This window comes from Pseudoroseicyclus aestuarii (assembly GCF_003217255.1).
In the GTDB taxonomy this organism is placed as follows: domain Bacteria; phylum Pseudomonadota; class Alphaproteobacteria; order Rhodobacterales; family Rhodobacteraceae; genus Pseudoroseicyclus; species Pseudoroseicyclus aestuarii.
Map to the genome: position 1 here is coordinate 265,508 of NZ_QJTE01000004.1, position 12,659 is coordinate 278,166.

The window sequence follows — 12,659 nt, forward strand, 5'->3', positions numbered from 1 at the left end:
GGTCAGGCCGGAGCAAGATCGATCTCCTCGGCCCGGATGCAGGCGACCTCGTGCCCCGGCGCCCGCGCCAGAAGCGGCGGAATGGCCTGAGCGCAGGCCTCGGTCGCGAAGGGGCAACGGGTGCGGAAGATGCAGCCCGAGGGCGGGTTCACCGGGCTCGGCAGATCGCCCGTCAGCATGATCCGGTCGGTCCGCCGCCGCGTTGTCACCTGCGGCGCGGCATCGAGAAGCGCCCGCGTGTATGGGTGCCTCGGGCGCTGGTAGATGTCGGCGACGGTCCCCGTTTCCATCACCCGGCCCATGTACATCACCATCACCCGGTCGCAGAGATACTCGATCACCGACAGGTCATGCCCGATGAACAGGATCGACAGATCCAGCGCCTCGCGCAGGTCGTGCAGCAGGTTCACGATCTGCGCCTGGATCGAGACGTCGAGCGCACTGACCGGCTCGTCCGCGACGATGAAGGCGGGATTGACGGATAGCGCGCGGGCGATGCCGATGCGCTGACGCTGCCCGCCGGAAAACTCATGCGGGTGGCGCTGTGCGGCGCTCGCAGGAAGACCCACCTTCTCGAGCAGCGTCGCCACCCTGTCCCGCCGGTCGGCGCGGGTGCCGATGCGGTGCAGGTGCAGCGCCTCGCTCAGGATCTCGCCAACGCTCATTCGCGGATTGAGGCTGGCGAAGGGGTCCTGGAAGATGATCTGCATCTCGGACCGGGCGCGACGCAGGCGCGCCGGGGACATTGTCGTCACCTCCTCGCCGTTCAGCCGGACAGAGCCGCCCGTCGGTTCCACCAGCCGCAGCAGGGACCGGCCCAGCGTCGTCTTGCCGGACCCGCTTTCCCCGACGAGGCCCAGCACCTCGCCCTTGCCGATGGACAGCGAGACACCGTCGACGGCACGGACCGTGACGCCTTGGTTGAACATCGTGCGCCCGACCGGGAAATGGACCGAGAGGTCGCGGACATCGACCAGAGGCTGGCTCATGCGATTTCCTTCCAGCGGATGCAGCGGGCGTGGCCTTCCGGCCCCGTGGCCTCCAGCGGCGGGACGGCGGCGCGGCAGGCGGGGCCGGACCAGGCGCAGCGCGGCTCGAAATCGCAGCCGGGCGGCGGGCGCAAGGGATCGACCATGCTGCCGGGGATCTGGACGAGGCGCTCTCGCTGGCCGCTGGCGCGGGCGGCATGGTCGGTGCGCGGTACGCTGCCCAGCAGGCCCTTGGTATAGGGATGGCGCGGCGCCTCGAGGATGCGGTCCACCGGCGCATCCTCGACGATGCGGCCGCCGTACATCACCGCGACCCGGTCCGCGATTTCGGCCACGACGCCAAGGTTGTGGGTGATGAAGAGGATGCCCATCCGGAACTCTTCCTGCAGACGCTTGAGCAGGACGAGGATCTGCAGCTGCACGGTGGAATCCAGCGCCGTCGTCGGCTCGTCCGCGATCAGCAGCGAGGGGTTGCAGACCAGCGCGCTGGCGATCATCACCCGCTGCCGCATCCCGCCCGACAGCTGGTGCGGATAGGCCTCGGCCCGGCGCTCGGGTTCGGGAATCTCGACGAGGCGCAGCATCTCGATGGCGCGGGCCCTGGCAGCCTTGGCCGACAGCCCCTCGTGCAGGCGCGCCGCCTCGGCGATCTGCGCACCGATCCGGTGCGCGGGATTGAGCGAGGTCATCGGCTCCTGAAAGATCATCGCGATCTCGGAGCCGCGCAGGTCGCTCATCGCGCGCTGGTCCAGCTGCGCCAGATCGCGGACCCTGCCGTCACGGCCCTGGAACAGGATCTCGCCGCCCGCGATCCGGCCCACCCGATCGGGGATCAGCCGCATGGCCGACAGCGAGGTGACCGACTTGCCAGAGCCGCTTTCGCCCACCAGCGCCAGCGTCTCGCCCCGCGCGATGGTCAGGTCGACGCCCTTCACCGCGCGCAGAAGACCGGCCTCGGTGCGAAACTCGGTCACGAGGTCGCGGATATCGAGAAGCGGCCCGGTCATGCGGCAAGCATCCCCTGCCGGCCCATGTGCTCTGCCACTGTCGTCAGCGGCACATGGCCCAGAGACAGCAGCGTGTCGTGGAAGCCCTGCGTCGTCCCGGTCCAGCGGCGGCGCAAGTCGCGGATGCCCTCGACCCCGATCCAGTACATCAGGCGGCTGCCGGGGAACATCGCGTTGCGGGTCACTTCGCCCGCCACGCGGGCCGGGGCAAAGCCTGCCTCTTCGGCATAGAAGCGCGCGGCCTCTTCCAGGCTCCAGGCGCCTGTGTGGATGTTCACGTCCACGAGGACGCTGGCGGCGTTGCGCCGCTCGAAGGACTTGAGCAGCAGGCATTCGGCGGGGCTGTAGAAGCCCGGCGCCTCCATCAGCAGGTCCTCGACGTAGCAGGCCCAGCCTTCGATCAAGGTGCCGGAGCCGAGGAAGGCTAGGCCCATGACGCAGTCTGTACCGGCGAGGCGGCCAAGGCGCGAGGGCGCCTGCCGGGCGCGGGCGTTCTGCGTGTGATGGCCGACGCTGCCATGGTGGACGGCATGCACGGTCTTGAGCATCGCGGTGCTGTTGGCGGCGAGGTAGGCCGCCATGTCGTCCCCCGGACGGCTGACCCAATAGGTGCTGCCCTGCCCCGGGTTCATGGCGGGCGGCGAGCGGTAGAACAGGAAATATAGCGTCTTGCTGACGGTCCGGGCCCAGTCCGGGAAGAACCGGTAGTCCAGCGCGTAGCCGGTGGCGGGCGTGACGAGACCCTGCGCGGCCTCCAGTCCTTGCGCGTCGAGGGCCGTCACCTCGGCCATGACGCCGGCCTCGTCTGCTGCATGCGTCGCGGAAAGCGCGGCGATCTGCTCCTGCCATGGGGTGCTTGGATCGATGGCGCGGGCCATCTCCTCAAGCTCGGCGCCCATGCGATCGAAGGCGTCGCGGGCCCGGGCGGCGGCCTCTGCGGGGCCGAACTCCAGCCGATGCTGCTCGCGCATCACCAGTTCAAGGTGCGCGGTGCCACAAGACGGGTCGGCATACGGCAGGCCGTCAAGGCTGGCGGCGTAGTCTTCGAAGGCGCGGGCGGCGGCTTCGGCGGGGGCGGACCAGACGGCATCCCAAGCCTCGTGCAGCTGGATATCCGCGCGCAGGAAGGTGGCGAGGGCGGCGCATTCGGCCTGCGCCCGCCGGACCCAGCCCTCGGGCGTGGGCGCCGTGCCGATCGCTGCGCGCCCATCCTTCAGGAAGGCGGGAATGGCGGCGAGGCGGGCGGCAATGGCCGCCCCCTTCCAGGGCTTCGACTGCGGCAGCAGCAGGGAGATCACGCCAAAGCCCGCCTCGCCCGTATGCCAGGCCGGGTTGCCGTGGCGGGGGCGCGTTTTCAGGGCTGACTGTTCGACCCGCAGCTCGGCCAGCAGCATCTGGCGGTCCGAGGCCATCATGGCGCTGTCGCCCTCGACCCGCGCAAGAAGCGCCTCGATCTCGGCCAGCTCGGCCTCGGCGGCGCCGGGGCCGGTGCGCGGCAGGCGGTCGTCATGCCCCTCGGCGCCCATGAACGTCGCATCCACGGGCCGCCAGTCGAAGCGATGCGCGAGATAGGCGTCCAGCGTATCGGTCACGTGCCCACCTCGACCCAGCGCCGCTCGTAATGCGCCTTGATGAAGGCATCGACGATCTCCTGGCTCTTGGCGCCGTCGAAGAAGGTGCATTCCTGCGGCCGATCCTCGAGGATCTCGTCGACGAAGTGCCGCACGAGGTTGCGGTAATAGAGCTCGGGCCATGGCGTCGCGAGCGTGGTGCCCGGCGGCAGCGTGCTGTCCGGCAGGTCCAGCTTGCGAAACTCGAAGTTCTCCTTGGTCGCGACATGCAGCGTCTCCTGCACGTCGTATTCCGAGATCAGCCGCGCGATGGCCGCGCCCTTGGAGCCGTAGACCCGGATCTCGACGCCCGGGTAATTGCCGACCGCGATGTAGCTGGTCTGCAGCGTGCCCTGCGCGCCGCTGGCGTATTCCACAAGGCCCACGGTGCCGTCGTCGATCAGCACGCGCTGGCGGCCTTCCTCGCCGCGGATGACGCGCTCGGGGATGAAGTTCTTCATGCTGGAGACGACGCTGTCGAACTCTCCGCCGATCCAGCGCATGAGGTCGATCAGGTGGCTGCCGTAGCCGACGATGGAAGACGGGATCAGTTCGTCCCGTTTCGCATCCGGCGCGACCTGGCGCAGCGGAAAATCCGGGTCGAGCCACTGCTGGTTCTGCTCGAACCCGTGGATGTGGTAGATCTCGCCCAGCTCTCCCGACGCCACCGCCTGCTGGATCCAGCGGATCGCCGGTGAGTAGCGGAAGGTGAAGCCCAGCTTTGTCCGCACACCGGCGGCATCGGCGCGGGCGGCGGCATCGAAGGCCGGCGCGGCCTCGGTGTGCAGCGGCTTTTCCGACAGGACGTGCTTGCCGGCGGCGATGGCATCCAGCGACAGCGGCAGGTGCGTATGGGTCGGCGTGCAGACGTCGACCAGCCGAACCTCGGGATCGGCGATCAGATCGGCGGCATCGGTATAGACCTTGCGCGCGCCGAACTTCTCGGCCGCGGCCCGCGCCCGCTCTTCGTTGACGTCGCAGACGGCGACGATGTCCACACGCTCATGCGCCTTGTAGCCGGGAAGATGCGCCTTGTCGGCCCATGCGAAGGTGCCGATGACGCCGACACCTAGCTTTTCGTCACTCATGGCTTCGTCACTCATGGCAGGGTCTTTCCGCAATCGGCCACATAGGCCTCGAGTTCATCGTAGTTCTGGAAGCCGAGCGGACGCTGCCCCTCCTCGATCTCGTAGATCATCTCGAAGAGCTTCGCGTTCAGCCGCGTGTCGGCGCCGACTTCTTCGCCGTAGGCAATCAGCTTGCCGCTGGAGGACCGCGTCTCGGAGGCGCGCTTGCGGTAGACGATGTCCCACCAGATGCCCGACCCCTTCTTCTTGAACTGGTGGGCCGGCTTGGTGTCTTGGTCCTTCTTCAGCAGCCAGATCGCGTGGTTGACGTTGTCGAGCAGCTTGCGCGTGTCATCGGCCGTCTTCACCCGGTAGTTCGCGGGATCGAAGAAGTCGAAGGGCTGGACGTCGATCCCCTTGGCATCCGCGATCTCCAGCGCCTCCTTCACGATGGCGCCGGCGATACGGGCATAGCGCTCGTTGCCCAGCGTCTCGCGGATCGGGGCGTCGACGAGGGCCGAGAAGACGACCTGGCTGGCGTAGACTTCCTTGGCCCAGATCTGGCCCCAGATACGGTCCGAGACCTGAACCTCGGTCAGCGCGGAGAGGGCCTTTGCGATCTCCGTCAGCCGGTCCGACAGGGTGCCGTCCATCTCGCCCAATTGGATCGGCCCCTCGTGGACGAACTCGATATAGCCGGGATCGACCAGCGCACCGCCGTAATTGGGGATGGAGCCCATCACGATCCGCGCACCCGGCAGCCCCGCCTCGTCCAGCGCGGCGATAAGGTCGGGCTCGTTGAAGCCGTTCTGGAACGAGACGACGCAGCTTTCCGCATCGAGCAGCGGCACGATCTCCTTCAGCGCCTCGACCGCGTGCTGCGACTTCGTGGCAATCAGCACCACGCCCAGCGGCGCGGTCAGATCGGCGGGCATGGCGGCCTTGACCCGCACATGCCTGTCGCCGCGCACGCCGTCGACCCTCAACCCGTCGGCCTGCATCGCGGCGACATGCTCGGCCCAGCGGTCGACGAGGGTCACGTCATGCCCGGCCTCTGTCATCCAGGCCCCGGCGAGGCCGCCGATGGCGCCTGATCCGATGATGGTGAACTTCATCTGCGTCACTCCGCCGGGAACATGTCGAGGCTGCGCGGGCTCTGCGCCCGGCCCAGCAGCGCGTGCAGGAAATCAGGCTTCTGCTCGGGGCGGATCCGTTCGCGAACCGCGCGCACGGCCTCGTTCCCGGCCCAGTAGGAGGCGATGAAGGGGCCGCGGAACGGGTGGGCCGCCATGCGCAGGCGGCCGCGGGCCCAGGCCTCCTGCCCCATCGCGACCTCACGCAGGTAGCGCATCACCTCTTCGGCGGGCTTGCCTTCGACCATGTAGACCCAGGCGGCGGTGGTCTGCGCGGCGGAGCGTAGGCGCCGCAGCTCGAGCTGGATCTGGTCGTCATCGTCCTCGATCCAGTCGATAAGCTGCACGCCCTGATCACCAATCCCCTCCTGCACGCAGCCGGTGATGGCATTGGCGGTGATCAGCAGCGCATCCATGGTGGACCGGCCGGCATCGACCTCGGCCCGGGTGTAGAGAAGCTGGGTGGAATGGCCCGGGTAGACCTCGTGGCACACCAGATGCTTGAGAGCCGAGCGCGTGAAGCTGAGATCGGTGTTCAGGTCCATCTTCGCGTCGTCGAAGTTGCAGCGCGCCGTGTATGGCACGTCCGAGACCGGGTTCAGCGCCATGGTGTAGTCGCCGGTGTCGAAGATCATCTCGTCCGTGCGCGCCTTGGCCTGGGCCATGAGATCGGTGAAGACCTCCTGCAGCCGGGCCGGGTCCACCGCCCGCTCCTGCTCCCATTTCGCGACGCGCTCGGGCAGGCTGCCATCGGTGAAGCCGGCCTGCGCCAGCAGCCGGTCGATGTTGTCGCGGGCGGTTTCGATGATGGCCGCATCGACCTTGCCGCGCGGCGCGCCGACGAGATCGACCACCTTTTCCTCGAAGGTCGGAGAGCCGCCGGAAAAAAGCCTCACGGCAAGGCGCAGCGACGAAAGCATTCCCTCCATGAATACCTTACGCTCGCCCTTCGGCAGGGCCTCGACATCGTCCTGAAGGCCGCTGAGGTCCGACTGCGCGGCCTCCCAGCTGCTGTAGTCCCGCGCGGTGACCAGATCGTCGCCCATGAAGATCGGCACCAGCCCCTCGCCATCGAGCAGGCTGCGGCCATCGTTGCGCGTCCGCTCGAAACGGTCGATTCCCATGGTCACGGCAGTCAGCTGGCGACCGATTTTTGACAGGCTCATGGTATTCCTTCTGTACTGCTGTGCGCCGCCGCCCATGTGGGCCCTGCCCGTATCGGCGGCGTCTCCGGCACGGGCGAGACGGGGAAGGCCTCTTCGTTACGGCTGCATGACACGGCAGGTTGCGCTGCGTCGCAAGCGGCCTAAAGCTTGGCCATGCATGAGTTGAAGGAATGCACATGGCCGGCCGAACCCTCCCCTCTCTCAATGCGCTGCGCAGCTTCGAGGCGGCCGCTCGCCACGGCAGCTTCACCCGCGCGGCCGAGGAGTTGAACGTCACGCAGAGCGCCGCGAGCCGGATGGTGCGCAGCCTCGAGGACTATCTCGAGATCGAGCTTTTCACCCGCCGCAGCCGGGTGATCGAGCTGACCGAGCAGGGCCGCTACTATGCCGGCCTGCTGAGCGATGCGATGAACCGGATCGAGGCCGGCACGCTGGAGCTGACCTCGACCCGCGCCGGCACCGGCACGCTGACCGTCGGCATCGTTCCCAGCTTCGGGACCAAGTGGATGATCCCGCGGCTGAATTCCTTCCAGCAGCGCCACCCGGACATCTCGCTCAACATCGTGGCCAGCGACGGCCCCTCGGTCGAGGACGACAAGACCATCGATACCGCGATCCGCTTCGGCTACGGCGAATGGCCGGACCATGTCGCGCAGCCGATCATGTCCGAGGAGATGCAGGTGGTCTGCAGCCCGCGGATCATGGACGGCCCCTACCCGCTGGTGGACTACGAGATGCTGCGCCGGCACACGCTGATCGTCCATTCCACCCGGCCGCGCGCCTGGGACCACTGGTTCCGCTCGACCGGGATCGATCCCGCGGCAATGACCTGGGGCCTGAAGCTGGAGCACTTCTTCATGGTCCTGCAGGCCGCCGTCTCGGGTCTCGGGGTGGCGCTTCTGCCGACCTTCCTGGTCGAGACCGACATCGCCTCGGGCAACCTCGTCGCGCCCTTCCCGGTGCGCGTGAACGGACCCGGCGGCTACTACCTCGTGACGCCCGAGGGCAAGAGCGACCTGCCGCGCGTCCGGGCCTTTCGCCGCTGGCTCGCGCAGGAGGCACGCGACGCCTGAGGCGGCGTGCTTACTGATCGTGCACCCGGCGGGCCGTGGAAATTCAGTTGGCGGATTGCGAAATCGGGGTCGCTGTCATCAGCGGGCGGGCGCTCGTTGAGCGGGCTCCCAGTTTCTGACCCTCTGCAGACGGCTCGGGCGATCCAGCGGCCACCATCACCAAAGCTCATTCGCGCATTAGGCGTGGCGGGAAAGGCGAGGCCGCCGCAATGACGGCCATCGAGGGGCTCGAGATCGGCTGAGGTGTCCACCACGCCTTCAGACTCGTGGACACTATTCCAGATACTGGAATTATATCAGTGCTTCAGGAGAATAGTGGTGCCCGGGGGCGGAATCGAACCACCGACACGAGGATTTTCAATCCACTGCTCTACCCCTGAGCTACCCAGGCACGGGGACGTCGAAGGAGGCCTTCGCGTCGGGTGAGGGCCTTCTAGGCGAGGCGGGCGGGACTGTCCAGCCCCCGAAGACGCGCGCGCGATGCGCCGCAGCGTAAGGCTGCGGCGCGGGCCGGGATCAGTGCCGGGGCTCGTCGTCGTCGGCGGCCGCGCCCTCGCGCAGGGCCTCGTCCAGCGCCTCTTCCAGGGCGTCCGGATCGTCGGAGGCCGAGGGGATGGCATAGCCGCCGCCCAGCCACTTGCCGAGGTCGAGATCGGCGCAGCGCTTCGAGCAGAAGGGGCGGTAGGCGGGCACGGTCTCGTTGCCGCAGAGGGGGCAGAGGCTCATGGTCATCCTGCAAGGATCGCGGGGAGAATAGCCGCCAGCGGCAGACGCTCGCGCTTGCGCTGCAGTTCGAATAGCCCGCCGGTGGTCCAGCCGACGAGCGAGGTCTCGATCGGGTCGGCCCGGAAGGAGGCGCGCAGCGATTGCTCCACCTGGCGGCGGTGGGCCTTGGACATCGGCGCGAAATCGACCGCCACCTGCCCGCCCAGCCCGCGCAGGCGCAGCGCCCGCGGCAGGGCGCGCGCGGCGGCCAGATTGGCCTTGAGCGCCGCGGCGGGCGAGGTGTCGCCGCCCGTGTTCACATCGACCGCGACGAGGGCCCGCGTCGGCTCGACGAACATGGTCCCCTCGCCCAAAGGTACCTCGGCGCGCAGCAGCGCCTCGGCGGCCTCGAGAACGCCCTCGCGGGCGAAGCCGCCGGGCTCGGTCACGACATCGGGGGCGGTCCATTCGCGCCAGGCGTAGAGATGCGGGCCGTCGCCTTCGGTCAGCGCCTCGGGCTTGTCGCCCTGCGCGTCACCGGCAAGGGCGGCGGCAAGGGCGATCATCTCGCCGATATCGGCGGCGACGGCCTCTTCCTCGGCCCCGGCGGTGGAGGAGCGCAGGATCAGGCCCGTGTCCTCGGGCACATCGGCCTCTTCCCAGAGCGTCATCGCGAGCGCGCGCAGGCGCAGACGCTCTTCCTCGTCGTCGATCCGGCGCGAGAGGTTCACGCCGGGCGCGCCGGGGGTGACGATGGCATAGCGGCTTTTCAGCAGGAGGCGCTGGGTGACAGGCAGGGCCTTTCCCGGCTCCGCAGTGCCGGTGACCTGCACCAGCAGCGGCTGACCGGGGCTGAGACCCTTGGCGCCGCGCAGAAAGGCGCTGCCGCCCTCGGGCAGGCGCAGGAACATGCCGCCCTGCCCCTTCACGGGGCGGTCGCAGATGCCGCGGAAGATCGCGCCCTGGTAGGGGGTCTCGGGGTCCTCGATCAGCAGATCGTCGAGCGCCCCGTCCACCATCAGGGCCGCGGCCTCGCGCCCGGCGATATGGTCGAGGATGATGCGGCGGCCCTTCACGGCGTTCTCCATAGATCATGGCCCGCGGCGGTCAGCAGGGCTGAAGTTTCGGCCAGTGGAAGGCCCACGACAGAGGTAAAGCTGCCGCCGATCCAGGGGATGAAGGCGGCGGCGGGGCCCTGGATGCCGTAGCCCCCGGCCTTACCGCGCCAGTCGCCTGTGGCGAGGTAGCCCGCGATCTCGGCGCTGGAGAGCAGCTTCATCTTCACGGCGGTCAGCACGTCACGCTGCCAGATGCTGGTCCCGCGGCGCAGCGCGACGGCGGTGATGACCCTGTGCCGCCGCCCGGACAGCAGCCGAAGGAAGGCCTCGGCCTCGGCCTCGTCCGCGGGCTTGCCCAGAATGCGGCGCCCGGCGGCGACGGTGGTATCGGCACAAAGGACGATATCGTCCGGCCCGGCCTCGACGGCGGCAAGCTTCGCCGCGGCGATCCGGCGAACGTAGTCGCGCGGTGTTTCGGCCTTGAGCGGGGTCTCGTCGATCTCGGGCGGGAGGACCGCATCGGGGGTCACGCCGATCTGCGCGAGCAGATCGAGCCGCCGCGGCGAGGCGGACCCGAGGATCAATCTCGGGCGGCCCGCGTCTTCCTGCGTCACCAATCCCGCCTTAACGGAAGCGATAGTTGATGCGGCCCTTGGTCAGGTCGTAGGGGGTCATTTCGACCTGAACGCGGTCCCCCGCGAGCACGCGGATGCGGTTCTTGCGAAGTTTCCCTGCCGTATGCGCGATGATTTCATGGCCGTTTTCCAACTCGACCCGGAACGTCGCATTCGGCAGGAGCTCCTTCACGACACCGGGAAATTCGAGAAGTTCTTCCTTGGCCATGTCGTCTCCTGAAAATTCGCCCGTCACTGCGGGCAGTGGCGCTGATTTGCGCGCCTGCCCCCCGTTTTTCAAGGGCTAAACGCCGCCTGCTGCCTCGGTGGCCTCGAAATCGCACACGAAACAGTCGCGATTTACACAATTTAGGGGGAACAGCCCTCCATCGGCAGGTGTTTGCCTATCGAACCTGCACAGCCTCTAGGAGACTGACGATGAAACTGACGCACCTGATGGTCACCACTGCCCTGACCATTCCGGCCGCGACCGCCCTGCACGCTCAGGACGCCACCGCCGCCGCCTGCGACAACCTCGCCATGATGGTCGAGCAAGGCGTGACCGACAACGATGCCGTGAACGAAGCCGACGTAATGGCCGTGATCGATGGCGCCGACGACGACCAGTGCGCCATCGTGCTGTCCGACCTCGAAGAGGCCGGCCTGACGATGACCACGCAGGACACCGACGTCGCCGAAGATGACCCCGACGCGACCGAGACCGAGCAGGTCGACGCCGACACCGATGTCACCGTCACCAGCGACGCCGATGGCGAGGCTGAAGGCGAAGTCGCCGATACTGCCGAAGCCACCGTCACCGTCGAGAACGAAGTGACGTTGCAGGGCATGGTCTACCTCGACCAGACGCCGCCGAGCGTCGACGTCGAGGAAGGCCAGACCGAGATCGACGTCGCCAGCGCCCAGCCGCAGGTCTCCGTGACCGAGGGCGAAGCCGAGATCGTCGTGCGCCAGGCCGCTCCGACCATCACCATCGACATGCCGCAGCCGACCATCCGGATCGAGCAGCCGGCCCCCGAGATCATCATCACGATGCCCGAGCCGGGCGTGGACGTCGCCAACAGCCGTCCGCAGGTCGAGGTTCGCCAGTCCGAGCCGACCATCTCGGTCTCGCAGGCCAACCCGCAGGTCGAGCTTGAGCTGATGCCCTCCACCAGCGCCGACGGTGAAGAAGGCGACGAGGGTATCCAGGTCACCAACCGCAACACCGGTGAGACCTACACCCCCGGCGCGAGCGACGACTCCGAGGCCCGCGAAGTCTCGGACGCCGAGGTCAACCTCGTCCAGACCGAGCCGCTGATTAACTATCAGGACTCCGAAGGCGAATCCGAAGTCACGATCAACCGCAGCGAGCCGACCGTCAGCTACGAAGCGGCCGAGCCCAGCGTGCAGTTCGTCGACAACGGCGAGCCGAACGTCGAATTCGTCCAGTCGGGCGAGCCGACCGTGACGGTCAACGACGCCGAAGGTGCCGCTGAAGACGGTCAGGACGAGGCGATGGCCGACGAGGCAGCGACTGACGAGCCGGCTGCTGACGACGCCGTGTCCGATGAGGCCATGACCGACGAGGCCATGACCGAGGACACCGCCGAAGACGGCGCCATGGTCGAAGAGACCGTGACCGAGGATCCGGCCGGAGACGAGGCCACGCTCGAAGAGCCTGCGTCGGGCGAGGCCATGGCTGAAGAGTCGGCCACGGACGAAGCGATGACCGAAGAGCCGGCCATGGACGACGCCGAGACGGAGGCCGATACGGCCGCCACCGAAGCGCCCGCCACCGACGAGTCGGCCGAGATCGTGGCCGATGAGCCGACCACCGAGGCCGACCCGCAGGAAGCTGTCGGCACGGACGTCGAAGAGTCTGCCGAGGCTGCCGAAGCGGCCCCGATGGGTCCGACCATCGAGCGTGAAGGCTACACCACGGCCGAAGCCGGCGCGATCGAGGCGACCGAGATGACGGGTACGGCCGTCTACGGTGTCGACGACGAGACCATCGGCGACATCAACGACATCATCCTCAGCGACTCGGGCGAGATCGAGAGCGTGATCGTGGGTGTCGGCGGCTTCCTCGGCATCGGCGAGAAGAACGTCGAAATCCCGTTCAACGAGATCACCTTCCTCGTGAACGACATGGGCGGCGACGTCCGGGCCTATGTCGACGCCACCGAAGACAGCGTCGAAGCGATGCCCGCCTACGAAAACTAAGTCGCGCCTCGCGC

12 protein-coding genes and 1 tRNA gene are annotated in these 12,659 nt (G+C 68.0%); 2 read left to right on the top strand and 11 right to left on the bottom strand.

What is annotated here, in order from left to right; translation table 11 throughout:
• Nucleotides 1-2 precede the first annotated feature (2 nt).
• From DFP88_RS13115 to DFP88_RS13140, 6 genes are read right to left on the bottom strand one after another with little or no spacing between them, the layout of a single operon-like run.
• On the bottom strand, nt 3-989 hold the full coding sequence (locus DFP88_RS13115) for an ABC transporter ATP-binding protein (RefSeq protein ID WP_110815146.1): 987 nt from the start codon (nt 987-989) through the stop codon (nt 3-5).
• Nucleotides 986-1,996, bottom strand: coding sequence for an ABC transporter ATP-binding protein (locus DFP88_RS13120; protein ID WP_110815147.1), 1,011 nt, complete (start codon nt 1,994-1,996; stop codon nt 986-988). The genes DFP88_RS13115 and DFP88_RS13120 overlap by 4 nt, the downstream gene beginning before the upstream one ends.
• Entirely contained in the window at nt 1,993-3,588 is a 1,596-nt protein-coding gene (locus tag DFP88_RS13125; RefSeq protein WP_220032335.1) for a DUF885 family protein, read from the bottom strand. The genes DFP88_RS13120 and DFP88_RS13125 overlap by 4 nt, the downstream gene beginning before the upstream one ends.
• On the bottom strand, nt 3,585-4,709 hold the full coding sequence (locus DFP88_RS13130; protein WP_245904813.1) for a Gfo/Idh/MocA family protein: 1,125 nt from the start codon (nt 4,707-4,709) through the stop codon (nt 3,585-3,587). The genes DFP88_RS13125 and DFP88_RS13130 overlap by 4 nt, the downstream gene beginning before the upstream one ends.
• Entirely contained in the window at nt 4,706-5,788 is a 1,083-nt protein-coding gene (locus tag DFP88_RS13135) for a ketopantoate reductase family protein (RefSeq protein ID WP_110815149.1), read from the bottom strand. The genes DFP88_RS13130 and DFP88_RS13135 overlap by 4 nt, the downstream gene beginning before the upstream one ends.
• Nucleotides 5,789-5,793: 5 nt before the next feature.
• Nucleotides 5,794-6,972 carry a hypothetical protein gene (locus DFP88_RS13140; protein ID WP_110815150.1) on the bottom strand — a complete coding sequence of 393 codons (1,179 nt, stop codon included), beginning with the start codon at nt 6,970-6,972 and terminating at the stop codon, nt 5,794-5,796.
• A gap of 176 nt (nt 6,973-7,148) precedes the next feature.
• On the opposite strand from DFP88_RS13140, the gene gcvA reads away from it, so the two are divergent.
• A complete protein-coding gene (gene gcvA / locus DFP88_RS13145; protein ID WP_181418642.1) occupies nt 7,149-8,045 on the top strand; it encodes a transcriptional regulator GcvA in 897 nt (298 codons plus the stop codon).
• A gap of 316 nt (nt 8,046-8,361) precedes the next feature.
• On the opposite strand, the gene DFP88_RS13150 is transcribed toward gcvA, so the two are convergent.
• The 5 genes from DFP88_RS13150 to infA all read right to left on the bottom strand — a co-directional run bounded on the left by DFP88_RS13150 (nt 8,362) and on the right by infA (nt 10,651).
• Nucleotides 8,362-8,436, bottom strand: a tRNA-Phe gene (locus tag DFP88_RS13150).
• Nucleotides 8,437-8,561: 125 nt separating this feature from the next.
• Complete coding sequence (locus DFP88_RS13155) at nt 8,562-8,771, bottom strand: DNA gyrase inhibitor YacG (RefSeq protein ID WP_110815152.1); 210 nt, start codon at nt 8,769-8,771, stop codon at nt 8,562-8,564.
• A gap of 2 nt (nt 8,772-8,773) precedes the next feature.
• Nucleotides 8,774-9,826, bottom strand: coding sequence for a ribonuclease E/G (locus DFP88_RS13160; RefSeq protein WP_110815253.1), 1,053 nt, complete (start codon nt 9,824-9,826; stop codon nt 8,774-8,776).
• Complete coding sequence (locus tag DFP88_RS13165) at nt 9,823-10,422, bottom strand: Maf family protein (protein ID WP_110815153.1); 600 nt, start codon at nt 10,420-10,422, stop codon at nt 9,823-9,825. Before DFP88_RS13165 ends, DFP88_RS13160 begins: the two co-directional genes overlap by 4 nt.
• Nucleotides 10,423-10,432: 10 nt before the next feature.
• On the bottom strand, nt 10,433-10,651 hold the full coding sequence (gene infA, locus DFP88_RS13170; protein WP_018300988.1) for a translation initiation factor IF-1: 219 nt from the start codon (nt 10,649-10,651) through the stop codon (nt 10,433-10,435).
• Nucleotides 10,652-10,860: 209 nt separating this feature from the next.
• On the opposite strand from infA, the gene DFP88_RS13175 reads away from it, so the two are divergent.
• A complete protein-coding gene (locus DFP88_RS13175) occupies nt 10,861-12,645 on the top strand; it encodes a PRC-barrel domain-containing protein (RefSeq protein WP_110815154.1) in 1,785 nt (594 codons plus the stop codon).
• Nucleotides 12,646-12,659 lie beyond the last annotated feature (14 nt).

What these genes read in the sequence shown, in the direction of transcription:
- DFP88_RS13130 (WP_245904813.1), bottom strand. Translation starts at nt 4,709, where the DNA reads ATGAGTGACGAAGCCATGAGTGACGAAAAGCTAGGTGTCGGCGTCATC.
- DFP88_RS13155 (WP_110815152.1), bottom strand. Translation starts at nt 8,771, where the DNA reads ATGAGCCTCTGCCCCCTCTGCGGCAACGAGACCGTGCCCGCCTACCGC.
- gcvA (WP_181418642.1), top strand. Translation starts at nt 7,149, where the DNA reads ATGGCCGGCCGAACCCTCCCCTCTCTCAATGCGCTGCGCAGCTTCGAG.
- DFP88_RS13175 (WP_110815154.1), top strand. Translation starts at nt 10,861, where the DNA reads ATGAAACTGACGCACCTGATGGTCACCACTGCCCTGACCATTCCGGCC.
- DFP88_RS13115 (WP_110815146.1), bottom strand. Translation starts at nt 989, where the DNA reads ATGAGCCAGCCTCTGGTCGATGTCCGCGACCTCTCGGTCCATTTCCCG.
- DFP88_RS13135 (WP_110815149.1), bottom strand. Translation starts at nt 5,788, where the DNA reads ATGAAGTTCACCATCATCGGATCAGGCGCCATCGGCGGCCTCGCCGGG.
- DFP88_RS13120 (WP_110815147.1), bottom strand. Translation starts at nt 1,996, where the DNA reads ATGACCGGGCCGCTTCTCGATATCCGCGACCTCGTGACCGAGTTTCGC.
- DFP88_RS13140 (WP_110815150.1), bottom strand. Translation starts at nt 6,972, where the DNA reads ATGAGCCTGTCAAAAATCGGTCGCCAGCTGACTGCCGTGACCATGGGA.
- infA (WP_018300988.1), bottom strand. Translation starts at nt 10,651, where the DNA reads ATGGCCAAGGAAGAACTTCTCGAATTTCCCGGTGTCGTGAAGGAGCTC.